The organism is Arthrobacter ramosus, assembly GCF_039535095.1.
Classification (GTDB): Bacteria; Actinomycetota; Actinomycetes; order Actinomycetales; family Micrococcaceae; genus Arthrobacter; species Arthrobacter ramosus.
On sequence record NZ_BAAAWN010000001.1, the window covers coordinates 1,981,390 to 2,003,388 of the forward strand.

General features: G+C 64.6%; 23 protein-coding genes. 10 read left to right on the forward strand and 13 right to left on the reverse strand.

The features are described 5' to 3' along the window. Nucleotides 1–50 precede the first annotated feature (50 nt). Together ABD742_RS09170 and ABD742_RS09175 are read left to right on the forward strand one after the other, a co-directional pair. Entirely contained in the window at nucleotides 51–1,478 is a 1,428-nt protein-coding gene (locus ABD742_RS09170; RefSeq protein WP_234749423.1) for a class I adenylate-forming enzyme family protein, read from the forward strand. Continuing rightward, a complete protein-coding gene (locus tag ABD742_RS09175; RefSeq protein WP_234749420.1) occupies nucleotides 1,471–2,688 on the forward strand; it encodes a thiolase family protein in 1,218 nt (405 codons plus the stop codon). Before ABD742_RS09170 ends, ABD742_RS09175 begins: the two co-directional genes overlap by 8 nt. On the opposite strand, the gene ABD742_RS09180 is transcribed toward ABD742_RS09175, so the two are convergent. From ABD742_RS09180 to ABD742_RS09195, 4 genes are all read right to left on the reverse strand, one after another. Beyond that, nucleotides 2,685–3,308, reverse strand: coding sequence for an energy-coupling factor transporter transmembrane component T family protein (locus ABD742_RS09180; protein ID WP_234749416.1), 624 nt, complete (start codon nucleotides 3,306–3,308; stop codon nucleotides 2,685–2,687). The two genes, ABD742_RS09175 and ABD742_RS09180, sit on opposite strands and share 4 nt — an antisense overlap. Next, nucleotides 3,305–4,072: an energy-coupling factor ABC transporter ATP-binding protein gene (locus ABD742_RS09185; protein ID WP_234749413.1), complete on the reverse strand. Its 768-nt coding sequence runs from the start codon at nucleotides 4,070–4,072 to the stop codon at nucleotides 3,305–3,307. The genes ABD742_RS09180 and ABD742_RS09185 overlap by 4 nt, the downstream gene beginning before the upstream one ends. A gap of 18 nt (nucleotides 4,073–4,090) precedes the next feature. Continuing rightward, nucleotides 4,091–4,705 carry a biotin transporter BioY gene (locus tag ABD742_RS09190; RefSeq protein WP_234749410.1) on the reverse strand — a complete coding sequence of 205 codons (615 nt, stop codon included), beginning with the start codon at nucleotides 4,703–4,705 and terminating at the stop codon, nucleotides 4,091–4,093. Nucleotides 4,706–4,861: 156 nt separating this feature from the next. Then, the gene (locus ABD742_RS09195; protein WP_234749407.1) at nucleotides 4,862–5,653 is read right to left on the reverse strand and encodes a hypothetical protein; all 792 of its coding nucleotides are present in this window, start codon (nucleotides 5,651–5,653) and stop codon (nucleotides 4,862–4,864) included. Between the two features lie 273 nt (nucleotides 5,654–5,926). Between ABD742_RS09195 and ABD742_RS09200 the strand changes: the two genes are divergently transcribed. Further along, entirely contained in the window at nucleotides 5,927–7,525 is a 1,599-nt protein-coding gene (locus tag ABD742_RS09200) for an ABC-F family ATP-binding cassette domain-containing protein (RefSeq protein ID WP_234749405.1), read from the forward strand. A 29-nt stretch (nucleotides 7,526–7,554) separates the two neighbouring features. On the opposite strand, the gene ABD742_RS09205 is transcribed toward ABD742_RS09200, so the two are convergent. The 5 genes from ABD742_RS09205 to ABD742_RS09225 form a co-directional block, all read right to left on the reverse strand. Continuing rightward, on the reverse strand, nucleotides 7,555–7,998 hold the full coding sequence (locus ABD742_RS09205; RefSeq protein ID WP_234749403.1) for an SRPBCC domain-containing protein: 444 nt from the start codon (nucleotides 7,996–7,998) through the stop codon (nucleotides 7,555–7,557). A 70-nt stretch (nucleotides 7,999–8,068) separates the two neighbouring features. Then, nucleotides 8,069–8,554, reverse strand: a complete 486-nt coding sequence (locus tag ABD742_RS09210) for a YbaK/EbsC family protein (RefSeq protein ID WP_234749399.1) — start codon at nucleotides 8,552–8,554, stop codon at nucleotides 8,069–8,071. After that, nucleotides 8,538–9,392, reverse strand: a complete 855-nt coding sequence (locus ABD742_RS09215) for an SURF1 family cytochrome oxidase biogenesis protein (protein ID WP_234749397.1) — start codon at nucleotides 9,390–9,392, stop codon at nucleotides 8,538–8,540. The genes ABD742_RS09210 and ABD742_RS09215 overlap by 17 nt, the downstream gene beginning before the upstream one ends. After that, the gene (locus ABD742_RS09220) at nucleotides 9,393–9,671 is read right to left on the reverse strand and encodes a hypothetical protein (RefSeq protein WP_234749395.1); all 279 of its coding nucleotides are present in this window, start codon (nucleotides 9,669–9,671) and stop codon (nucleotides 9,393–9,395) included. Beyond that, complete coding sequence (locus ABD742_RS09225) at nucleotides 9,668–10,180, reverse strand: DUF3099 domain-containing protein (RefSeq protein ID WP_234749392.1); 513 nt, start codon at nucleotides 10,178–10,180, stop codon at nucleotides 9,668–9,670. Before ABD742_RS09225 ends, ABD742_RS09220 begins: the two co-directional genes overlap by 4 nt. A gap of 153 nt (nucleotides 10,181–10,333) precedes the next feature. On the opposite strand from ABD742_RS09225, the gene ABD742_RS09230 reads away from it, so the two are divergent. After that, nucleotides 10,334–11,059, forward strand: a complete 726-nt coding sequence (locus tag ABD742_RS09230) for a beta-ketoacyl-ACP reductase (protein ID WP_234749389.1) — start codon at nucleotides 10,334–10,336, stop codon at nucleotides 11,057–11,059. Nucleotides 11,060–11,225: 166 nt separating this feature from the next. Then, nucleotides 11,226–11,975 carry an SDR family oxidoreductase gene (locus ABD742_RS09235; RefSeq protein WP_234749386.1) on the forward strand — a complete coding sequence of 250 codons (750 nt, stop codon included), beginning with the start codon at nucleotides 11,226–11,228 and terminating at the stop codon, nucleotides 11,973–11,975. Between the two features lie 84 nt (nucleotides 11,976–12,059). Here the strand turns inward: ABD742_RS09235 and serB are convergent, their stop codons facing one another. Continuing rightward, nucleotides 12,060–12,953 carry a phosphoserine phosphatase SerB gene (serB, locus tag ABD742_RS09240; RefSeq protein ID WP_234749383.1) on the reverse strand — a complete coding sequence of 298 codons (894 nt, stop codon included), beginning with the start codon at nucleotides 12,951–12,953 and terminating at the stop codon, nucleotides 12,060–12,062. Between the two features lie 125 nt (nucleotides 12,954–13,078). Between serB and ABD742_RS09245 the strand changes: the two genes are divergently transcribed. From ABD742_RS09245 to lplAB, 5 genes are all read left to right on the forward strand, one after another. Then, on the forward strand, nucleotides 13,079–13,864 hold the full coding sequence (locus ABD742_RS09245) for an ABC transporter ATP-binding protein (RefSeq protein WP_234749380.1): 786 nt from the start codon (nucleotides 13,079–13,081) through the stop codon (nucleotides 13,862–13,864). Nucleotides 13,865–13,883: 19 nt separating this feature from the next. After that, nucleotides 13,884–14,669 (forward strand): sulfite exporter TauE/SafE family protein, encoded by a 786-nt coding sequence (locus ABD742_RS09250; protein ID WP_234749377.1) that lies wholly within the window; start codon nucleotides 13,884–13,886, stop codon nucleotides 14,667–14,669. A gap of 6 nt (nucleotides 14,670–14,675) precedes the next feature. Beyond that, the gene (locus ABD742_RS09255) at nucleotides 14,676–15,485 is read left to right on the forward strand and encodes a TrmH family RNA methyltransferase (protein WP_234749375.1); all 810 of its coding nucleotides are present in this window, start codon (nucleotides 14,676–14,678) and stop codon (nucleotides 15,483–15,485) included. A gap of 141 nt (nucleotides 15,486–15,626) precedes the next feature. Then, entirely contained in the window at nucleotides 15,627–15,884 is a 258-nt protein-coding gene (locus tag ABD742_RS09260; RefSeq protein ID WP_009358283.1) for a type B 50S ribosomal protein L31, read from the forward strand. 81 nt (nucleotides 15,885–15,965) lie between these two features. Beyond that, entirely contained in the window at nucleotides 15,966–17,063 is a 1,098-nt protein-coding gene (gene lplAB, locus ABD742_RS09265; RefSeq protein ID WP_372460898.1) for a lipoate-protein ligase LplAB, read from the forward strand. Here the strand turns inward: lplAB and ABD742_RS09270 are convergent, their stop codons facing one another. From ABD742_RS09270 to ABD742_RS09280, 3 genes are all read right to left on the reverse strand, one after another. Continuing rightward, a complete protein-coding gene (locus ABD742_RS09270) occupies nucleotides 17,064–17,714 on the reverse strand; it encodes a hypothetical protein (RefSeq protein ID WP_234749370.1) in 651 nt (216 codons plus the stop codon). Between the two features lie 521 nt (nucleotides 17,715–18,235). Then, complete coding sequence (pepN, locus tag ABD742_RS09275; protein ID WP_234749366.1) at nucleotides 18,236–20,875, reverse strand: aminopeptidase N; 2,640 nt, start codon at nucleotides 20,873–20,875, stop codon at nucleotides 18,236–18,238. A 4-nt stretch (nucleotides 20,876–20,879) separates the two neighbouring features. After that, a complete protein-coding gene (locus tag ABD742_RS09280) occupies nucleotides 20,880–21,923 on the reverse strand; it encodes a YeiH family protein (protein ID WP_234749364.1) in 1,044 nt (347 codons plus the stop codon). Nucleotides 21,924–21,999 lie beyond the last annotated feature (76 nt).

A 21,999-nucleotide genomic window follows, 5' to 3' on the forward strand; every position in this document is an offset into this window, starting at 1 on the left:
ATAGGCGTCACAGAAGGTTCTGGGCGTGCGGTACAGGCTAAAATTCGATGATGCCTTTCCTGGACAAACTTCAGCTCTGGGCCGATGAACGCCCCGACGACACTGCCGTCGTCGTTGGCGGCAAACGGCTCAACTGGGCTGACCTCCGGGACGCCGCAACATTGCGCCTGGGGGAGACGGCCGCGACGACGGTACTCGCCGAGCCCAATTCCCTGGACTTCGTGGTGGCCTACACGGCCGCCGTGGCCGGCGAGCGGCGCTGCGCCGTGCTCGACCCCCTGTGGCCGCAAGCCATGATCGATCAGGTCGCGCAAAGGATCGGACAAGCCGGGCCCGCGGCCGCCCACGCCTCCGCCGCAGCCCGTGAGCTTGGCGACGGCGACGAGCTGTCCGACGGCCGTCCGGACACCACGTTCCTCATCGGCCTGACGTCCGGAACCACGTCCGTACCCAAAGCCTTCACCCGTTCACGGCGTTCGTGGCAGGTCTCGTTTGACGCCTCCATCGAATTTTTCGGGCTGACACAGGAGGACAGGACTCTCGCGCCCGGACCGCTGGCCGCGAGCTTGAACCTATACGCCCTGTCCGAATGCCTGTACGCCGGGGCCGCCTTCCACACCATGGAGACCTTCGACGTCGGCGACGTCCACGCAGCCATCGCTTACGACGGCGTCACCCGCCTGGTCCTCGTGCCCACCATGCTGCGCCTGTTGAGCGAGCGCGGACTGACCGGAGGCGTGGACGCATCCGGCGTGCGGAGCATCATCTGTGCAGGCTCGAAACTGGACGCCCGCACCCTTGAGGCCGCCAGGCGTTGGGCGCCCAATGCGGCAATTTTCGAGTACTACGGTGCGTCCGAGCTCAGTTTCGTTTCCGGAACGCGCCTTGCTGCCGGGGAACCGCTCGACGTCGGCGGCACGGGAATCGGCGGGCCGTTTCCCGGCGTCGAACTCAAGATCATTGACGACGACGGCGCGGAGGCGCCCGAAGGTGCCGACGGGAACATCTGCGTCCGCTCCGGCATGGTCAGCAATGGGTACCTTTGGGGCGACGACGGCCAGGCGCTCCGGTGCTTTGACGGTTGGTACACGGTGGGGGACCAGGGCTATCTGGACTCCGGTGTCCTGCATATCCTCGGCCGTCGATCCGACATGATCATCACCTCCGGGAGGAACGTCTATCCCCATGAGGTGGAGCTTGCTTTGGCATCGGTCCCCGGGGTCTCGGCGGCCGTCGCGGCCGGAATGCTGGACGAGGTCCGCGGTCAGAAAGTTGTGGCGGGAATCGTACCCGCCTACGGTTCGGTGACGGCAACCCAAGTGAAGACGGGCCTGGACGGTTTACTCGCCCGGGACAAGCGACCCCTGCGGTACTTCACACTGTCCGAATTGCCCGTGACGGACCGTGGGAAGGTCAGCCGCCAGATGTTGCTCGACTGGATTGAGAACAACGATCCGCGGGCGCAACCCCTTGCCTAGCCGCGAGTCGGGCACAGGGCTGGACCCTTCGCGCCAAGCGGTGATCATTGCCGCTCTGCGCACACCTATTTGCCGCGCCAACGGACGGCTGAAGTCACTTCGCGCCGAGGAACTCCTCTCTCCGGTCCTGCGCTCACTGCTGACAGCCACGGGTGTTGCCGGCTCGGATGTCAGCGACGTCGTGATCGGCAATGCGGTGGGCGGAGGCGGAAACCTGGCCCGGTATGCCGCACTGCGCGCGGGACTGCCTGTGGGCGTTCCCGGCCTGACTGTGGACCGGCAGTGCGGTTCCGGCCTCGACGCCATCGCCCTGGCCTCCCGGCTCGTTGCCGCGGGAGGTAACGGCGTCTTTCTGGCCGGGGGAGTGGAGAGCATCAGTACTGCCCCGCTGCGTGCCAGGCGAAACCAGGATCCCGACGGCGAGCCGGACTTCTACACGCGCGCCACCTTTGTGCCACCCGAGTTCGGGGACCCGGACATGGGGGTGGCTGCCGAAAATGTGGCGCGGGAATTCTTCGTCAGCCGCGAACGACAGGACGATTTCGCCCTGCGGAGTCACCAGCGTGCGGTCGCTGCCACTGCGGCGGGCGCATTCGCCCCGGAAATTGTTCCCTTGGAAGCAGGGGGCGCCGTGGTGCAGGCGGATGACGGACCCCGGGCATCCCTTAGGGCCGGACTCATGGCCCGCTTCCCGCCGGCATTCGTACCGGGCGGCACTGTGACGGCCGGAAACTCGTGCTTCGATGCGGACGCGGCCTCCGCCGTCGTTATCACTTCGCTGGAGCGGGCCCGGCAACTTGGTGCCGCGGACGGATTGCTCGTCCTGGGCAGTGACACAGCAGGCGTGGACCCGGAACTGCTGGGCATCGGTGCTTCAGTGGCCGCCAAGCGGTTGCTGGCGGGGCTGGATCTTGAACCTGGGCAACTGGACCTCGTGGAATTCAACGAGGCATTCGCTTCGCAGACGCTCGCTTGCCTTGACGCGTTGGGAGTGGAACCGGAACGGGCGAACCTCGACGGCGGAGCGCTGGCGTTGGGACACGCTTACGGTGCGTCGGGGGCTGTCCTGGTGACACGGCTACTGGCCCAGGCCCGCAGGATTGCCGAAGAGCGACCGGGCCGGGAGAGTTTGGCGCTGGCGATGATCAGCATCGCAGGTGGAATGGGCACGGCGGCAATGTTCCAGTACTCGCAGTTGCAGGGCGATTAGTCTTCTGCGTCGCCAAGGCCGCGTGCGGCCAGGGCGTCGCCGGTCTGCCGCGCATAGGCAACCGTGGTGATGAACACCGGCAAGACCAAGGCACGGGGATTGCGTTCAAGCCCCCGCGCGCGGGCTGAGTCACGGACATCGGAGAATGCGCCGGCAATGAACGGAAGGCTGCGCAGCATAATGGCGATGGTCAGCGCGAAGCGCTCAGGATCCGCCCCGAAACGCTTGAAGGGCTTGGACAGGGCAACCACCCCGTCCAGCAATGCCTGCACGGGAGTCGTGACCGTAAGTACCGACGCCGCGACGACGCAGACCAGCACATTGAGCACGATCCGCGCGGCAACGGGGCCTCCAAGCTGCCACCATTGGAAGGCGCCGATCACGGCGAGGATGGGCGTCACGAGCCACACGGAACGCGCGAGCCGTTTGAACCCCGCACCGCTTAGCAGGAAGAGTCCGCACATCACGGCGAGGACCGCTGCCGAGACAAGCCAGTCCACGATCAGGAACGATGCCAGGCCGCAGCCGGCAACCAGCAGGAACTTGAGCCACAGGGGGGTGCGGTGCACGATCGAGTCGCCCCGCACATAGTTGGGGATCAGGACCCCGTGGCCCCTCACGTCGCCTGCACCTTGCCCTGTGGGGATTCGGCGGCGACTCGCCGGACTTCGCCGGGTGCCGCTTCCCTTGCACAAAGCGCGCGGTAGTGTTCGACGGCGTCGGCTGCTCCGCCGTCGAACACTATCCGTCCGCAATCCACCACCAAGGCGCGGTCCGCTTCGAGGGCGAGGTCGAGATCGTGGGTGGACATGATGATCTGTTGCTCCAAGCCCGCAAGCGTTCGCCTGAGCAGCTCCCGGTTGCGCAGGTCCAGCAACGTTGAAGGCTCGTCGAGGACCAGCACGGCGGGATTCACCGCGAGGACGGCCGCGAGGGCGAGCAACTGGCGTTCGCCGCCGGAGAGCTCGTAAATACTCTGATCGGCGAGGTCCAGGATCCCGAACCGTTGCAGGACAGCTTCGGCACGGGCCGCACGCTCTTTGGAGTTCTTGATGGAACGGCGCAGGGAGAGTTCAACGTCTTCCCGGCCGGTCGGCATGACCAACTGCGACAGGGGATCGGTGAAGACGAAGCCCACCTGGCTGCGGACATGACGAACGTCCCGCATGCTGTCTGCGCCGTTGACGCTGACGGTACCTTCGCTTGGAGCCACCAGGCCGTTGAGCAAGCGCAGCAGGGTGGACTTTCCTGAGCCGTTGGCCCCGATGACAGCAATGCGTTGCTCTGTGAGTTCCAAGGAGACGTCCTGCAGCAAAGTCTTGGGCGCCGGGCTGCCGTCGACGGCCACGCGCACTGAGACCTCGCTGAGAATGATGGTGTTCATGTACTGATTGTTCCCGCTTTATTTGACGCGGCGGACCAGGATGTCCGGGAAGGCCTTGTGGAGCGAGACGGCGATGATCGCCGCCAGGACGTTCTTGATGGTATCTCCGGGGTAGTACGCCAGGTCGGCGAGGAATGCCTTGGCGAAGTCGAACTTGCCGTTGACCATGAAGCCAAGCACTCCGAGGCCGTGGATGAGGACGATTGTGCTGATCATGGCGGCGGCGAACAGGAAAACGGCACGGTGCTTGACGGTCTTGCGGATCACGATCGCTGCCAGCCAGCCGGCGGTGGCCGCCGCCAACGGAAAGGCGATGATGTAGCCGGCCGACGGTGTCGCCAGGATGCCGAGCCCGCTGCGGCCTCCGCTGAAGATCGGCAGGCCCGCGAAACCGAGCAGTGTGTAAAGCCCGACGGCGGCGAAGGCCCGCCCGCCGCCGAGCACGAGGCCGGTCAGGATGACGGTGAGAGTCTGCAGGGTGATCGGCACGCCCAAGGCGCCGACCGGAATGCCCGGAATCAGCGTTGAGGCGGCCACAAGGGCTGCGAATACCGCGATGAGGCCGATATCCGTGGAAGTCCAGCGGGTGCGGGGGGAGGGTCGTCTCGTGGAAGCGGTTTCGGTGCTGCTCATGGTGCGTCCTGTCTGTGCCTGGGGTGGAATGAATCCCCTGAAACCGACACTACAGAGCGGCCTGGCACGGCATTTTGTAGGGTGTCAACGAGCAGCACAGCAAGGCCTTGGTGCCAAGGTACAAAGAGTGACGCTGTTGGCGGGCGGAGCCTTTGGCTAGGCCTCGACGTCCTCTGCTGTTGGGGTGAAACCCGCGCGGTCAACCCTGCGGTGGTAGTGCATCCCGGCTAGTCCGCCCAGTACGGCGGCGACGAGGGTCACTGCTGCCACCACGACGGCGGCGATGATGCCGGTTGTGCTGAGCTGTCCCTCATTCACCGGGATCCTCGGGAAGCTGTTCACGTTGGCGAGGATATTGAACCGCGGTCCGGCGAGCAAGCCCAGCAACGCCACCAGCACGGCGACGATAATTGCCCAAAACCAGACCATGAGCCCTTGCCTGACGCCGTTGAACCGGGCCATGCGTCCGGCAACGTAGCCGCCGCAATAATAGGAAAGGAACAGGATGACCAGGAGCGCGATGATCCCCGCAATGCCCACGGTCTGCGATGACGCCAGGCTCACTGCGTCACTGACGTTCGCGTTGTTGGCGAGTCCCACAGCGATCCCCGCCGCCGCCAGGAGTGCGACCAACAGCACGGCCATCCCTGTGGCGGTCAGCCAACCGAAGAAGGCCGAGCCAATCTTGATTCCGCCGAACTGCTCCTTTTCGCGGGCGATGACCGTCTCACGGGTGGCGGCGCCCGGGTCGGAAGCGGCGGGAACCACGGGATAGCTGCTCGTTTTGTCGACGTAGCTGTCGTCAACGTAGCTGTCGTCAACATAACCAGGGCCAGTTCCACGTCCATCGTCCACCCGGTCCCGCCGTGGTTCGGCGGCGTCCGGGACTTCATTCTGGCCGCGGTCAGCCCGGACGTGTTTGCCATCGGATCCTGTTGCACTACTCATCGAGAGCCTCCCTCGCAATCGTCCAATCGGATTCAACTCTGAGCCGCAATGCAGGCGCTCCCCTCCTGGGTCCTACCTTCACCTAACCACGCGCCGAAAGTAGTAGCAAGGGTACTTACTATTCCAGGATCATCCGCGTGCGCCCTTAGCACTGGCGAGCGGGCGACCCAGTGGGCGGTAGAATCATAAAGGCCGTTTGTTCGGCCCTTCCACTTCAGCCGCGCCTTGACCTCCGGTGCTGCGGGTGTTCCCCATTGAAAGGCATCCCCCGAATTGATTACCGTCCAGGAACTCGAACTGCGCGCCGGCGCCCGCCTGCTCATGGACCAGGTGAGCTTCCGCGTGGACAAGGGGGACAAAATCGGTCTGGTGGGCCGGAACGGTGCGGGCAAGACGACCCTCACCCGCGTCCTAGCCGGCGAGGGACTACCCGCGGCTGGCAAGGTTGCCCGCAGTGGTGAGATTGGCTACTTGCCCCAGGATCCGCGGACCCCGGACATGGAACAGCTTGCACGCGACCGCATCCTTTCCGCCCGCGGCCTCGACGTTGTGGTGGGCAAGCTGAAGCAGGCCCAAACGGACATGTCCAGCGAAGATGCCACGGTCCAGCGCAAAGCCATGAACCGCTACGACCGCTTGGAAGCCGAGTTCCTCGCAGGAGGCGGTTATGCGGCCGAGGCCGAAGCCGCAGCTATTTCCTCCAACCTGGCACTTCCCGAGCGGCTCCTGAACCAGCCGCTCAAGACACTATCCGGCGGCCAGCGCCGCCGCGTGGAGCTGGCCCGGATCCTCTACTCGGACGCCGAAACTCTCCTCCTGGACGAACCCACCAACCACCTCGATGCGGACTCCATCACCTGGCTCCGGGACTTCCTCAAGAGCCACCAGGGCGGGCTGATTGTGATCAGCCACGACGTGGAGCTCCTCGAAGCCACGGTTAACAAGGTTTACCACCTGGACGCCAACCGGGCGCAGATCGACTTCTACAACATGGGTTGGAAGCGCTACCTGCAACAGCGTGAAACCGATGAGCGCGCCCGCAAGCGCGAACGCGCCAATGCCGAGAAGAAGGCCCAGGTCCTCATGGACCAGGCCAACAAGATGCGTGCCAAGGCCACCAAGGCCGTCGCGGCGCAGAACATGGCGAAGCGTGCCGAACGCCTGCTCGGCGGCCTCGAAGCAGTCCGCGAGAATGACCGCGTGGCAGCCTTGCGTTTCCCGGATCCGGCTCCGTGCGGTAGGACTCCGCTCACCGCAGAGGGTTTGAGCAAGTCCTACGGCTCATTGGAAATCTTCACCGACGTGGATCTCGCAATCGACCGTGGCTCCAAAGTGGTCATCCTGGGCCTCAACGGTGCAGGCAAGACCACCCTCCTGCGGATGCTCGCCGGGGTGGACAAGCCGGACACCGGCGAAATCGTTCCGGGGCACGGGCTCAAAGTGGGCTACTACGCGCAGGAACACGAAACCCTGGACCACGACCGCACCGTCCTTGAGAACATGCGTTCATCCGCTCCCGACATGAAGGACGCTGAGGTCCGGGGGATTCTCGGGTCCTTCCTGTTCTCCGGTGACGACGTCGACAAGCCGGCAGGTGTGCTTTCCGGTGGTGAGAAGACACGACTGGCCCTCGCCACGATCGTGGCCTCGAGCGCCAACGTGCTGCTCCTCGACGAGCCCACCAACAACCTCGACCCGGCCAGCCGCGCTGAGATCCTTGGCGCACTGCGAAACTATTCCGGCGCCGTCGTGCTCGTCAGCCACGATGAAGGCGCAGTTCAGGCGCTGAACCCGGAACGCGTGGTCCTGCTCCCGGACGGCGTCGAGGACCACTGGAACGAAGACTACCTGGACCTCATCACCCTCGCTTAGGGGTGCGGGTCAGGGCATTTCCCACCCCGTCAGGGCATTTCCCACGGCACAGAGGCAAGTGGGCGGCCAAGTTCAATATAGCTTTTCAAATTGGACATGACCGCCGACCAGCCGCGGCCTGCAATCGCCAACTGTTCGTCGTCGGCGATGTTCCTGTGATGGACGGTAAGCCGGGCAATACCGTCATGTGATTCGATGGTGAAGGTGACGACGTCGGGCTTCACCACCGCTGGAACCGCGGGATCCTCCCACGTGTTCACGAGGCGCGCCGGCGGCGTTGCTTCCAGGATGGTTCCCACGACGTCGGCGGTTCCGGAGCCATCCGTGCGCCGGTGTTCCCAGCGTGAACCTGCCTTCCAGTCCGAGACATTGGAGTGGCCCCAGTACTCAGCGCTTTGGGCTGCGTCCGTCAGTGCCGTCCAAATCTGGTCCGGGGATCCTTCGATGTACGTGACGTAGGTGTATTCAGCCATGCTCACAGCCTAGCCCTCGGCCGCAGCGGATCAATGACCTGCCGGATCAATGACCCGGCGGACTACCGGCTCAGCGGACCTTCAGGGGCTGGGCGGCCGTAATCCGCTGGAGTTCGCTGTAACTGATGGAGAACATCGAGTTATGGTCACCTGCGCCGGCCCAGAGCAGTGGATGCTCCTGGAGCGAAATGTCGAGGATGGTCCGTATGGGCTGCGGGTGTCCAAGGGGAGCCACGCCGCCCACGGCCTGGCCGGTGTGCTCCAAGACGAAGTCCGGGCTGGCCCGGCGGATCCTGGCTGTCCCCAAGGAGGCAGCGACCAAGGCGGTGTCCACCTTCGCGGCCCCGCTCGCGAGAATCAGCAGGGGAGCTCCGTTAAGCTCGAAGACCAGGCTGTTGGCGATCGCCGCAATATCGCAACCCAGCAAGGAAGCTGCCGCAGCGGCTGTGGGGACATCGTCGTCGAAGGTGCGCACCGTGTCTTGGGCGCCGGCCGCGGTCAGGGCCGACTTCACGTTCAGCACCGGGGCCGGGACCGTTTCAGTAGCCTTGTGCATCCAGGATTGCGTCTTCCTCTTCTTCGGCCGTTGGCCGCTTTGATTTCCGTGGCGCTGGTGCCTTGCGACGAGGCATCGCACTGATTTCTTCTTCCTCGTCCTCGGCATCAATCCGGGCGTTGCGGGCCTGTTGCCTGGCCGCGTAGCCGAAACCGACGAACATCAGCACGCCGAAGGCGAACCACTGCAAGGAGTAGGAGAGGTGGGTGCCCTCGTCTGTGGCCGGCTTGGCGAACGGCGCGGGCATCATCTGGACGGCGGGCGACTCTGTGGCGAGCTGCCCGTAGGCGCCGGTCATGAGGGGATAGCCAAGCTCCGTGGCGTAGGAAGGAAGATCGATCGATGCCAGCTGGCCGTCCACGGCGCCGCGGCCCAGATCCGGTTCCGAGGCCTTCAAGCGGGCGACGACGGTGACCTCGCCGGCCGGCGGGGCCGGGATGCTGTCGGGGTGGCCGGGAGTCTTGTTTCCGATGGGCAACCACCCGCGGTCAATCACCACGGCTTCGCCGCTCGACAACCGGAACGGGACCACGACTTCGTACCCGGGCTGGCCGTTGAGGGGACGGTTACGGACGACGCGTTGGCCCGAAACGTCATAGCTTCCATGCAGCTCCACCTGCGTCCATTCCCGTTCGGGATCCAAGGACCGGAATTCCGCCTTGGCGGCGGAAAACGGAACGGGAGTGGCCGAGTAGTTGGTGACCACGCGGTTGATCTCGGCCAACGTCTCGGCCCTGCGGTCCATTTGCCAGCGGCCCAGCAACACGCAACCGGTGGCGAAGATCACGGCCAGGACGAAATAGCCCAGCCACTTGCTGGAAAAAAGAAAGCGGTACATTCAGCGGGCCTCGCCTGGGTCAGTGGTCTTCGCGAACGGTATTGTCTCTTTCCAAAGGCCGCGGGTCTGCAGGTAGTCCTCCAACCATCCCCGGTGTTCCCCGCAGGACAGCCACACCTTACGGCGCTCGGGAGTGTGGATGCGGGGATTGTTCCACAGGAGCTGCCACGTAGCCTCGGCGCGGCACGCCTTGCGTGAGCAGACAGCCGGAGGCGTCCCGCCCGGGCCGGCATGCTCCTCATTCTCCAGCCCAAGGCCGCCCATAGTGAAGATATTCATGAAGCCGCCTGCTCTTCCCCGCCGAGCGGATATTGGCGCTTGCCGGCGCCGTTGTTGTCGGCTGGTTCCGGGCGGGAAACGTCCTGGCGGGTGGCGTCGTCGATGAGTTCGCCCTCCAAGACGGTGACGGGCGCCGCGGGCGGCTCCCCTTCTTCTGAAGGTGACGCTTCCAGCTCCACGGCCGGGACGTAGTCCAGCAAGGCATCGCTGTGGACTTCGGCTTTGTCGCTGCCATTGGCGATCACTACGGCAATCCAGGGCAGGAACACGGCCCCTGCGACGGCGATGATCTTGAACCAACCATCGACCACGAAAATGAGGAGGAGGCACACCAAGCGGATACCCATGGCCACGGCGTACTTGATCATTCGTTCGCGCATGTCGTCCGAGTGGGCGGCAGCGGCGTCGGTAATGCTGTGCACCACGGGGTCACCTGAAACGGCGTCCGGGTCCCCGGGCGCCTGCAGGGGACTGCTATCTCTTGTCACGGCTGATTCATCACGCTCCAAAGGCTTCCCTCAATTCTCTCACCCCGGAACGGGCCGCCCAAACCGCGCCGGGCGCAGCTACCCGCGGCCAGGGGCTCCCGGCAGCTAAGATCGATGCAGGAAATCACCCACTTTCAAGCGGCACAGTGCTGCCGCAGAACTCTGGAGAGCAGCATGTCTGAAGCAGTATCAACCGCCCGCAGTGTCCTCATTACGGGCGGAAACCGCGGCATCGGCCTGGCTATCGCAGAGTCATTCCTCGCCAACGGCGACAAGGTTGCCGTGACGTACCGCAGCGAAACGCCCCTTCCCGAGGGCATCCTTGGCGTCAAGGCCGATGTGACCGACGAGGCCTCGCTTGACGCCGCGTTCAAGGAAGTCGAGGCTGCCCACGGGCCGGTTGAGGTTTTGGTAGCCAACGCCGGCATCACCAAGGACACGCTCCTTTTGCGCATGAGCGAGGACGACTTCACTTCTGTCATCGACACCAACCTCACAGGTGCCTTCCGGGTCATCAAGCGGGCCTCGAAGGGCATGATCCGCATGCGCAAGGGCCGGGTCGTGCTGATCTCTTCCGTGTCGGGCCTCTACGGCGCCCCGGGACAGATCAACTACTCGGCCTCGAAGGCGGGCATGGTGGGCATCGCCCGTTCCCTCACCCGGGAACTTGGCAGCCGGGGCATCACAGCGAACGTGGTGGCACCGGGTTTCATCAACACGGACATGACCGCCGAGCTTCCCGAAGACACCCAGAAGGCGTATTTGGCGAGTGTTCCGGCCGGCCGCTTTGCCGAGGCTTCCGAGGTCGCCAACGTGGTCCGCTGGATTGCCAGTGACGAAGCCGCATACATTTCCGGTGCTGTCATCCCCGTGGATGGCGGCCTGGGCATGGGCCACTAGGGCCTCCTTTCGCTGGACGGGGTGCAGGCCGAGCGCCAAAACGTGCCCTGCGGTTCTTGTGGGGAACCCACAAGCGAAATCGGGAATCCCGCTGGCATGATTGACTCGGGACTAATAGAACTTGGATGTTTTGAACAAGTTGGACGTTTTGAATAAAGGAGCACGAATGGGACTGCTGGACAACAAGACGGCAATCGTCACCGGTTCTTCACGCGGCATCGGCGCTGAAGTAGCCAAGATCCTGGCTGGCGAGGGCGCTGCCGTCGTCGTCAACTACCGCCAGAAGGCCCCCCGGGCCAACAAGGTAGTGGGCGAGATCCAGGCGGCCGGCGGCCGTGCCGTAGCCGTCGGTGCGGACCTGACCACCCAGGAAGGCGTCCAGGCGCTGGCCAGCGCGGCCATGGAGCAATTCGGTTCGCTGAACGTCCTCGTGCTCAACGCTTCCGGCGGCATGGAGTCCGGCATGGAGGAGGACTACGCCCTCAAGCTGAACCGTGATGCCCAGATCAACATGCTCAACGCCGCTGTCCCGCTGATGCCGGAGGGTTCCCGCGTGGTCTTCGTCACGAGCCACCAGGCGCACTTCGTCGAGACTGTTCCCACTATGCCCGAGTACGAGCCCGTTGCCCGCAGCAAGCGCGCCGGCGAAGTCGCATTGCGGGAACTGCTCCCGAACCTGGCCGACAAGGGCATCTCGCTCGTGGTGGTTTCCGGCGACATGATTGAGGGCACCGTGACGGCGACCCTGCTGGACCGCTCCAACCCGGGCGCCATTGAGGCCCGCCGGGCCGAGGCCGGCAAGCTGTACTCGGTGGAGGAATTCGCCGCCGAGGTGGCAAAGATGGTCACGGCCGACGTCGAGAGCGGCCACACCGAGTACGTCGGCGGCGCCGACTACTTCGACAAGAGCGCCTGACATTATTTGGTGCATGAAGAAGCGGCCCGGGACTGTCTGAAATACTCAGTCCCGGGCCGCTTTTTCATGGCGCATGACTTCGGGCTAAACGCCGGCGATATGCCGGACCGCGTCCAGGTACGGCATATTGATGGCGGCATCAGCTACCGCCCGGACGGCAGGCTTGGCGTTGAACGCGACACCGATGCCCGCCGCGCCCAGCATGTCGAGGTCATTCGCGCCGTCGCCCACCGCAATGGTGTGCTCCAGGTCGATTCCCTCTGCGGCCGCCCACTCGCGAAGGTACTTCTCCTTGGCGGCGCGGTCGATGACGTCGCCAAGAACCTTGCCCGTGAGGAAGCCGTCAACGATTTCAAGTTCATTTGCGATCCAGTAGTCCAGCCCGAGTTCCTCCGCGATGGGCCGGAGGATTTGGTTGAAGCCGCCGGACACGACTGCCACCGCGTGGCCGGCGGCCTTGAAAGCAGCCACGAGTTCCGCGGCGCCCTCGCTCAGGCGCACCTCGGCACGGACGGCGTCGACGACGGCGGCCGGCAGGCCTGCGAGGACCGCCACCCGGGCGTGGAGGCTTTGCGCGAAGTCCAGTTCGCCGCGCATCGCGGCCTCCGTCACGGCCGCCACTTCTTCGCGTTTGCCGGCGTGCGCGGCCAGCAGTTCGATGACTTCCTGCTGGATCAGGGTGGAGTCCACGTCCATGATCAGCAGCTTGCGTGAAGCGTCACGCAGCGCGTCGGCGACGATCGCGGTGTCCATGCCCGGTGCTGCGGCGTCGGCGACCCTGCGCCGGAGGCCTGACAAGTCGGCGACGGTAGCCCCGTCAACGGCCAGACTAATGGTGTAGACCCCAAAGCGATCGTCCCCCGAGCGCGACTCCGACGTTAAGGAAGCCCCCGAGCCGGACAGCACCTTTCGCAGGTGTTCAAGCTCCGAAAGGGACAAATTCACGCCATAGCTGACCGCGGTCAAGTTCGAACTCATGGCTGCAATCTTAGCGAGCGCGGAACCGCCGCCCGAACTCGTGTTTCATTCATGGCGGCTCGCAAACAGTGTGACCGAAGTTCCGGTTATCTATCGCCCCTATTTTTGTCCTAGTGTCTACTTCTATGAGTGATGTTCTTGAATTGGCTTCCGTCAGCGTTGTCCGAGGTACCAAGACCCTGCTGGACAAGGTTGACTGGCAGGTCAATGAAGGCGAACGCTGGGTCATCCTCGGTCCCAACGGTGCCGGCAAGACCACTCTGCTCCAGATCGCCGCCGCCCGGATGCATCCCACGAGCGGGAAAGCCGGGATCCTTGACGAGACGCTGGGCCGGGTGGACGTCTTTGAGCTCCGTCCGCGCATCGGCCTTTCCTCCGCGGCCCTGGCCAGCCAGATCCCGGAGCAGGAAAACGTGCTGAATGTTGTGGTCACCGCTGCCTACGGCGTGACCGGCCGCTGGCGCGAGGGATACGAGCGCGACGACGAGCGCAGGGCATTCGGCCTCCTCAACGAGTGGGGGATGGGGCCGCTGCTGAACCGCTCTTTCTCCTCGCTTTCCGAAGGCGAGCGCAAGCGCGTGCAGATCGCGCGGGCCCTCATGACCGATCCCGAGCTGCTCCTGCTCGACGAGCCTGCCGCCGGCCTGGACCTTGGCGGACGGGAAGAGCTCGTCCACAAGCTCGGCGAGCTCGCCCGCGACGAGGATGCTCCCGCCATGGTTCTCGTGACGCACCACCTTGAAGAAGTTCCTCCGGGGTTCACCCACGCCATGCTGCTTCGCGACGGCGGGGTGGTTGCCGCGGGACCCATCGAGGAAGTCCTGACCGCAGAACACCTCAGCAACACCTTCGGCCTGCCCCTGGACGTGACCGAAAACTCCGGCCGCTACACGGCCACCGCCCGCCGCTAGGCCGGGGCAGCGAGAAGCAATGGAGATCCTTAACGGCATCCTGATCTTTTTCGCGGGCTTGTGGGCCGGAACCATCAACAGCGTGGTTGGCTCGGGCACGCTCGTGACGTTCCCGGTCCTTATCGCCCTGGGCTACGCACCTGTCACGGCGACCATCAGCAACGCCATGGGCCTCGTGGCAGGCAACATGACAGGGGCCTGGGGCTACCGCCACGAACTCCGGGGCAGGGGCCGGCAGTTGCTCAGGCTCTTGCCGGCATCGCTAATTGGCGGCATCACGGGTGCCTGGCTGTTGCTCCACCTCCCGGAGAAGGTTTTCTACTACGCCGCTCCGATCTTGATCGTGGTCGCGCTGCTCATGGTGCTCTTCCAGCCCAAACTCCAACGGTGGGTCCAGGACCGGGCCGGCAACCCGGAGCACGCCATCCACGACAAACGGCACACCGTGATCCTCGTGGTGTTGGTGTACCTCGCCGGGGTCTATGGCGGATATTTCGTGGCTGCCCAGGGAATCCTGCTCGTCGGCATTCTGGGTGTCTTCATGACCGGCACCATCCAGAACGCCAACGCCATGAAGAACATCCTGGTGCTGGCCGTCAACGTGGTGGCAGCGTGCTCCTACCTCCTGTTTGCCTTTGGCCGGATCGAATGGCCGGTCGTGGCAGTCATTGCGGTCAGTTCATTGATCGGCGGACTGGTGGGCTCCAAAGTGGGACGGCGCCTGAAGCCCCTCGCGCTGCGCATCGTGATCTTCGCGCTCGGCATCGTGGCCCTCGGCTTCATGATCGCCAACCTGCTGAAATAGCAACCCGTGACTTTCCACTACCTTGAGTCCGCCGACGACCCGCGCGTTTCCGACTACACACAACTGACGGATGTCCACCTCCGCAAGCTCCGCGAGCCCGCGGAGGGCATGTACATCGCCGAATCGTCACGGGTCTTGCGGCGTGCCCTCTCGGCCGGCCATCGGCCCCGATCCTTCTTCCTGGCGGAGAAATGGCTGGAAGATCTCGACGACGTTTTCCAACAGTTCCCCGAGGTGCCGGTCTACATCGGCAAGGCTTCCCTGCTTGAGGAAATCACGGGATTCCATTTGCATCGGGGTGCCATGGCTGCCATGCATCGCCCGGCGCCGGTTCCCCTCGAGGAACTTCTCGCCGGGGCACACCGCGTGGCTGTGTTGGAGGACGTCGTCGACCATACGAATGTCGGCGCGATCTTCCGTTCCGCGGCCGCGCTCGGAGTGGACGCGGTGCTGGTGTCCCCGCGTTGCGGCGACCCTCTGTACCGTCGTAGCGTCCGGGTGAGCATGGGCACCGTGTTCCAGGTTCCCTGGGCACGGCTGGAGTCCTGGCCCGGCGACCTTGAACGGCTCAAGGAGCAGGGCTTCACCGTCGCCGCCATGGAGCTGACTGACGACGCAGTGGACCTCGACGAGCTTGCCGCCAGCAACCCCGGAAAGCTCGCCCTCGTGCTCGGCACCGAAGGCGCGGGCATGAGCCCGGAGACGCTCTCCGCCGTCGACCTCGCGGTAAAGATTCCCATGCGCGCCGGCGTCGACTCGCTCAACGTCGCTGCCGCCTCTGCCGTGGCTTTCTGGGAACTGCGCCCCCGAACCTGACGTGGCTGGTTCAAGCAAGGTGCGGTTTCCGCTATGATTGATTGTTGGCCCGGCACTGGGTATCCGTTTTCAGTGCGCGGACCAAATCCATTCATACCTGGCAGCTGGCAAAATCCAGCTGCGTGAACAAAAGGTCCCATTATGAAGTCTGATATCCACCCGAAGTACGAAGCTGTTGTATTCAACGACCTGGCTTCCGGCGTCAAGTTCCTGACCAAGTCCACCGTGTCTTCTTCCAAGACCATCGAGTGGGAAGACGGCAACACCTACCCGGTCATCGACGTCGAAATCTCCTCGGAGTCCCACCCGTTCTACACGGGCAAGCAGCGCATCATGGACTCTGCAGGCCGCGTCGAGCGCTTCAACGCTCGCTTCAAGGGCTTCGGCGGCAAGAAGTAATCAACTTCACCTCCAAGCTTCTGTGAAAGCCCGCACCCGCCGTACCTTCGGTGGCTGCGGGCTTTTGCGTTTTCCGGCAGGATGGAAACCATGACTTCCAGCATGGCATTCCAACATGGCGAACCCCGGCTCCATGGCGAATACAAGGTCCCCGGCGGAAAACTCGTCGTTGTTGACCTCGACCTCGTGGACGGGCGGTTCGCGAACGTCTCGCTCAGCGGCGACTTCTTCCTGGAACCGGACGAGGCCCTGATGGACATTAACCGCGCGCTCACGGGCCTTCCGGAAAGTTCGACGCCGGCCGAGATTTCCGCTGCCGTCTCCGCCGCGCTGCCTGCCGACTCGGTCTTGTTCGGCTTTTCCGCCGACGCCGTCGCCGTTGCTGTCCGCAGGGCCCTGTCCAAGGCCAGCGGCTGGGCGGATCACCAGTGGGAGGTCATCCCGCCGTCGGTCCTTCCCACACGCCTCAACGTAGCGCTGGACGAGGTCCTCACGGAGCAGGTCGGGGCCGGACTCCGCAACCCCACTTTGCGTTTCTGGGACTGGGAAGAGCCGTCGGTGGTGATCGGCAGCTTCCAGTCGTTCCGCAACGAGGTGGATCCCGACGGCGTCGCGCGCCACGGCATCACGGTGGTCCGCCGCATCAGCGGCGGGGGAGCCATGTTCATGGAGGCCGGAAACTGCATCACCTATTCGCTCTATGTGCCGCAGAGCCTGGTGGATGGCATCAGCTTTGCCGATTCCTACGCGTTCCTGGACGCGTGGGTCATGGCTGCCCTGGAGAAACTGGGCATTACCGCGTTCTACGTCCCGCTCAATGACATCGCCACCGAGCAGGGAAAGATCGGCGGTGCCGCGCAAAAGCGACTCGCCAACGGCGGCATGCTGCACCACGTCACCATGAGCTATGACATCGACGCCGACAAGATGGTCGAGGTCTTGCGCATCGGCAAGGAAAAGCTCTCCGACAAAGGCACCCGCAGTGCAAAGAAGCGCGTGGACCCGCTCCGGCGGCAAACCGGCTTGGCGCGGACCGAGATCATCAAAGCCATGCAGGAGGTCTTCACCGAGCGCTACGGCGCCGCGGAGTCCCGCATCACCGACGCCGAATTGGCAACAGCCCGGGAGCGGGTGCAGTCAAAGTTCGGTACCGAAGAATGGCTGCACCGTGTTCCCTAGTTACTCCGCCCGATACGCATCCACTGCCTGTTCCATGACCGGACCGTAGAGCGGCCATGAATCGGCGGGAGCCGCGACGATGAGGACGCTGCTGCCCCTGCTGCCCGCTACGAGGCAAGCTATCTCACGGTAGCGGTTGTTGCCGACGTGGGTCACATAGCTGTCCTCCACGCAGGAACCCGTGCCTCCGCGGAAAGCCATTCCGGTTCGCTCAGCGATTTTGCTGGGCGACGAGGAGTTCTCATCCGCCAGGTGATCGAGCCTGAAGGTGTTCCAATTGTCCAGCGCCTCGCTGCCCTGCCGGGGTGTGGCGTTGAGGTATATCCGCAGTTCGCCCGTTGAGGACGAGACAGTCGCGGACACGCTGCCGGGGTCGCTTTCGGCGGGGCTGGCATCGGGTGGGACCGACAGGACCCCCGTGCCGTCCGGAAGTTCCATGGTTTTCCACCCTGCCGGGGCCGCTGCTGCGTTGAACCACGCGAACGGCGCTTCCGCGGACTGAACGGTGTGAGGCGCCGGGCTTTGAACAGCGGAACTGCAAGCCGCGACGGCCATCATCGCAGCTGTGCCCAGGGAGAGACCGGCGAACAGCGTTGTTCCATGGCGGGCCGGCGTTGTTCTGTGGCGAGGCGAAGCGCTACCGGTTTCCATCGCCGTCGTCCGGTCCGCCGTTATCGTCGCCGTCGCGGTCGCCGCCGTTAGGGTGCCGCGGGGGCGGCGGAACCATGTGCGGTGGTGCCGGTGCCGGCGGCCGGACTACGGCTGGCGGCGCCTGTACCGGTGGCGGAACGACCGCTGGCGGGGCAGCGGGTGGGGCCTGCAGAGGGGGCGGAACCGCCGGCGGGACTGCGGCTGGTGGAACTGAGGCGGGTGGAACCGTGGCTGGCGGGACTGTGGTGGGTGGAGTGAGCGGCGTCGCTGTCGGTGAAGGTGACGGCGTGCTTGGGGCGGGCGTGGTGCTCGCCGGTGGGCTTGCAGGCACCGGAGCGGCCGGCTGTCCGCCGAAGCAGGCTCCGAGCAAAAGGCTGGTGCCCAGCGCTGCGACGGCAAGCACGGGGCGAGGAAACTTCATGGTAACCGTCCTCAAGAAAGGCCCATGCGGAGCGCCGGGCTTGCATCTAAAGACGACGCCGGCGATCCCCAGGTTCAACGCCGGATCGCCGGCTCCTGCGTCAGCCCTGCTGCAGCGCTCCGGCTTCTTGCTGCGAAGCACCGGCGGCTTGGGCCGTCAGGGCGCGGAACAAATGGCTGCGCTGCTCAATGACGATGCGCCGGAGCGCCCGTGGAGCTTCCGTATGGGCGCTGAGCCAATCGTCCGTGCGCCGAAGCACCGGATGATCTGCCGGAGCCATTCCGGCGTGCAGATCCTGGGCCGCGGGGAACAGGCCCCGCACAATCCTGCCCGCGATCTCGATGCTCCGGGACTGCCAGACATCCTCCAGGCAGTCGAAGTACGGTTCCGTGAAGCCGTCCAGGAGCCCTGACGGGGCAAGGGAGAAACCTGCGATTGTCGCGCTCAGAATCTCGTTGGAGAGCCCGGTGTCGTTGACTGCGGCATTCCATGCGGCCGTCTTGACGGCAGCATCGGGACGGGCAGCTGCGGCCAGTGCATGGCCTTCGCGTCCGGCCGCGGTGTGGTCGAGGGCGAGTTCGGCATCCAATTCCGATAGCACGGCCGCTCCGTTGGCTGCCAATGCTTGCCATAGGCTCCACCGGAGATCCGCATCCACCGTCAGGCCGTCCACTATGACGCTTCCGGAGAGAATGCCGCGGAAGAACTCGACGTAGGCGCCGTCATGGCGCGACAACTCTGCCAGGGTCCTTGCCCAAGCAAGCTGCTGGTCGGAACCCGGTTCGGAGGTCCGCAGCTGCATCGCGCTGCCCGCCATCAGGCTTTCCCGGACATCGTTCCGTTGCGGGGCCGGGACGTAGCGTTCGGCGGCGGTCACGGCGTTGCCCAGAACGTTGAGGAGGACTCCGATTCCTGACTCGGCAGGGGCGAAGCGTTCGACGGCGGCGACGTAAAGCGCCGCCGGGGTAACGGCGTCGCGCGCTGAATCCCACAGGGCTGTCCAGCACAACGCCCGGGCCATAGGATCGCTAAGCCGGTCCAAGGAGGAACGTACTGTTGCCTCGGACCCCGCGTCCAGGCGGACTTTGGCATAGCTGAGGTCGTCGTCGTTGACGAGAAGGAGCGCCGGGCGCGGCTTGCCCGCGAGTTCTCCCACGGTGGTGTCGGCGCCTTGGAGGTCCAGCTCGATACCCTCCGTGCGGAGCAACTGGCCGCCGTCGTCAAAATTGTAGAGACCGATCCTGAGCCTGTGCGCGCGGTGTTCTTGCTTGCCCGTGATGGGGTCCACGGAGTCCTGGCGCAGGGTGACTGCCGCCATGGCATCGCCGCTCCCGGAGATCTCGGCTGCAATGGTGGAGATCCCCGAGGTCTGCAGCCACTGCCGTGCCCAGGTTCGAAGGTCCCGGCCCGATGCTGTGCCCAAGGCTTCGAGGAGGTCGGCCAGTGAGGTGTTGCCGTACTCGTGATCCTTGAAGTAGCGTCGCGAGCCGGCAATGAACGCCTCGAATCCGACGTAGGCCACCAATTGCTTGAGGACGGATGCGCCCTTGGCATAGGTAATGCCGTCGAAGTTCTGCTTGGCCGCTTCCAGATCGGGAATGTCCGCCACGATGGGGTGGGTCGTCGGCAACTGGTCCTGCACGTAGGCCCAGGACTTGCGCTTGTTCGCGAAATTCACCCAGGCACTGTCCCAGTCCGTGGCCTTGTCCACGCCGAGGGTGCCCATGTAGTCGGCGAAGGATTCCTTGAGCCAGAGATCGTCCCACCAGGTCATGGTCACGAGGTCTCCGAACCACATGTGGGCCATCTCGTGCATGAGGGTGTTGGCGCGGGCTTGGTACTGGGCATCGGTGGCCCGCGAGGTGAAGACGTATTTCTCCGTAAAGGTGACCAGGCCGGGATTTTCCATGGCACCAAGGTTGTACTCGGGCACGAACGCCTGATCGTACTTGCCCCACGGGTACGGATAGTCGAAAAGTTCGTTGAAGAAATCCAGGCCGTTCTTCGTCAGCCGGAAAAGCTCGGCGGCATCGAAGGACTCGTGCATGGATGCGCGGCAATAGAGCGCCAGCGGAACCTCGAGGCTGGTCCCGTCGTCGAGCGTCTTGCTCCAGTGGTCAGTGGCGCGGAAATAGGGACCGGCGAGGACGGTGGTGATGTAGGTGGACATCCGCTTGGTGGTGGTGAAGTCCCAGCGGCTCGTGGCCGGATCGCTCGTCAGTTGCGTGCGGGATAGCTCGGCGCCGTTGGAAGCCACGTGCCAGGTGGAAGGCGCCATGACGTGGAAGGTGAATTCGGCCTTCAGGTCCGGCTGTTCGAAATTGGCGAAGACGCGGCGGGCATCCGCCGGTTCGTATTGCGTGTAGAGATAGCACTGCCCGTCGGCGGGATCGACGAAGCGGTGCATGCCCTCTCCGGATCGGCTGTAAAGGGCGGTTCCGGTGACACTGACCTGGTTTTCGGCCCGGAGATTGTTGAGGTGGATCCTGGCGCCGTCCACTACCTCGGCGACGTCGAGTCCTTTTCCGTTGAGGAAGACGCTGTGGACGCCACCGTGGATGAAATCCAGGAACGTGGAGGAACCAGGCTCGGCGGAGAAGTTGATGACGCTGCGGCTTGTGTACCCCGGCACGCCCGCATCGGCGGCTTCGCGGACGTCAAGGGAGACATCGTAGCTGTGGGTGCTGATCAGGGCTGAACGGGTGGCGGCCTCAGCGCGCGCCAAGTTGTGATTCGACACTCAGCTATCTAATCATGAGGAAGACGGCGCCCAGGCCCAGCAGGGCGATAAGGAACCAGGAGCCAAGCGCAACCAGCGCAGCACGGCCACCTGTGTGCAACAGCGTGCGAACGCGGACCGCCGAACCCAGCCCGAACAAGGCCGAGGCGAGCAGGATGTCCTGGAGTCCTCCCGCGGCGTCGAGGACGCCCGGGGTCACCCGGCCCAAGGAACGGACGGCCACCATTGCGATGAACCCGAGCACGAAGAGAGGAACGACCGGCGGGAACTTGCCGCCGTCGTCGTTCGCCTCGATGCCGTTGCGCGACTTACGACGCATCGACCATCGTTGCGTGAGGCCCGCCCCGGCAACGATGGGGGCCAGCAGGATCACGCGCGTCAGTTTCACGACGACGGCGAGAGCCAGCGCTACCGGGCCGGCGGTCTGTGCCGTCGCGACTACTTGGCCGACGTCGTGTACGGAGGCGCCGGTCCATGCTCCGAATTGTTCGGGACTCAGGCCCAAAGGGTGCATGAGCAGGGGCAGGACGCCGATGGCGAGCGTGCCGCAAAGGGTCACCAGGGCAACGGGCAGGACGGTGTCCTGGTGTTTGATGCGGCGCACTGCGGCCATGGCTCCGATCGCCGAGGCACCGCAAATGGAGAAGCCGGTTGCTATCAGGAGGGCACCTTCGCGCGGAAGTTTCGCCAGGCGGGCCAGCCCATAGGTGCCCGCGAAACTGAGCAGCACGACGGCGGCAATCAGGACGAGCGCAAACCAGCCAAGATCGAGGACATCGACAACGCTGACCTTCAAGCCCAACAGCACGATGCCTGCCCGCATGTGGTGCTTGCCGGCGAAGTCCAGGCCCGGGCGGGCGCGTCCGGCAGCCCATGCCGCCGTGCCCGGTATATTTGCAGCTAACAAACCCAGCGCTACAGCGGCTGTCATGGCAGGGATGGGGGGAAGCAGGGCATGGGCAATGAAGGCAAGTCCAGTGGCTGCCACTGCCATGACAATCCCGGCGCCCCAACGGGAGACGTGGGCCGGAAAACGCTTGGGGTGCATTCGTCAACCTTGATGCATGCAAGTGCTGAAATGCGAACCGGTACACAGTTGGTGTCGCAACATGCAGAACGCGAAA

Excerpts from the sequence above, each read along its gene's own strand:
- ABD742_RS09260 (WP_009358283.1), top strand. The coding sequence starts at position 15,627 with ATGAAGTCTGATATCCACCCGAAGTACGAAGCTGTTGTATTCAACGAC.
- ABD742_RS09195 (WP_234749407.1), bottom strand. The coding sequence starts at position 5,653 with ATGAGTAGTGCAACAGGATCCGATGGCAAACACGTCCGGGCTGACCGC.
- lplAB (WP_372460898.1), top strand. The coding sequence starts at position 15,966 with ATGGAAACCATGACTTCCAGCATGGCATTCCAACATGGCGAACCCCGG.
- ABD742_RS09270 (WP_234749370.1), bottom strand. The coding sequence starts at position 17,714 with ATGGAAACCGGTAGCGCTTCGCCTCGCCACAGAACAACGCCGGCCCGC.
- ABD742_RS09220 (WP_234749395.1), bottom strand. The coding sequence starts at position 9,671 with ATGAATATCTTCACTATGGGCGGCCTTGGGCTGGAGAATGAGGAGCAT.
- serB (WP_234749383.1), bottom strand. The coding sequence starts at position 12,953 with ATGAGTTCGAACTTGACCGCGGTCAGCTATGGCGTGAATTTGTCCCTT.
- ABD742_RS09250 (WP_234749377.1), top strand. The coding sequence starts at position 13,884 with ATGGAGATCCTTAACGGCATCCTGATCTTTTTCGCGGGCTTGTGGGCC.
- ABD742_RS09245 (WP_234749380.1), top strand. The coding sequence starts at position 13,079 with ATGAGTGATGTTCTTGAATTGGCTTCCGTCAGCGTTGTCCGAGGTACC.
- ABD742_RS09190 (WP_234749410.1), bottom strand. The coding sequence starts at position 4,705 with ATGAGCAGCACCGAAACCGCTTCCACGAGACGACCCTCCCCCCGCACC.
- ABD742_RS09235 (WP_234749386.1), top strand. The coding sequence starts at position 11,226 with ATGGGACTGCTGGACAACAAGACGGCAATCGTCACCGGTTCTTCACGC.
- ABD742_RS09205 (WP_234749403.1), bottom strand. The coding sequence starts at position 7,998 with ATGGCTGAATACACCTACGTCACGTACATCGAAGGATCCCCGGACCAG.
- ABD742_RS09215 (WP_234749397.1), bottom strand. The coding sequence starts at position 9,392 with ATGTACCGCTTTCTTTTTTCCAGCAAGTGGCTGGGCTATTTCGTCCTG.
- ABD742_RS09280 (WP_234749364.1), bottom strand. The coding sequence starts at position 21,923 with ATGCACCCCAAGCGTTTTCCGGCCCACGTCTCCCGTTGGGGCGCCGGG.
- ABD742_RS09185 (WP_234749413.1), bottom strand. The coding sequence starts at position 4,072 with ATGAACACCATCATTCTCAGCGAGGTCTCAGTGCGCGTGGCCGTCGAC.
- ABD742_RS09210 (WP_234749399.1), bottom strand. The coding sequence starts at position 8,554 with ATGCACAAGGCTACTGAAACGGTCCCGGCCCCGGTGCTGAACGTGAAG.
- ABD742_RS09170 (WP_234749423.1), top strand. The coding sequence starts at position 51 with ATGCCTTTCCTGGACAAACTTCAGCTCTGGGCCGATGAACGCCCCGAC.
- ABD742_RS09230 (WP_234749389.1), top strand. The coding sequence starts at position 10,334 with ATGTCTGAAGCAGTATCAACCGCCCGCAGTGTCCTCATTACGGGCGGA.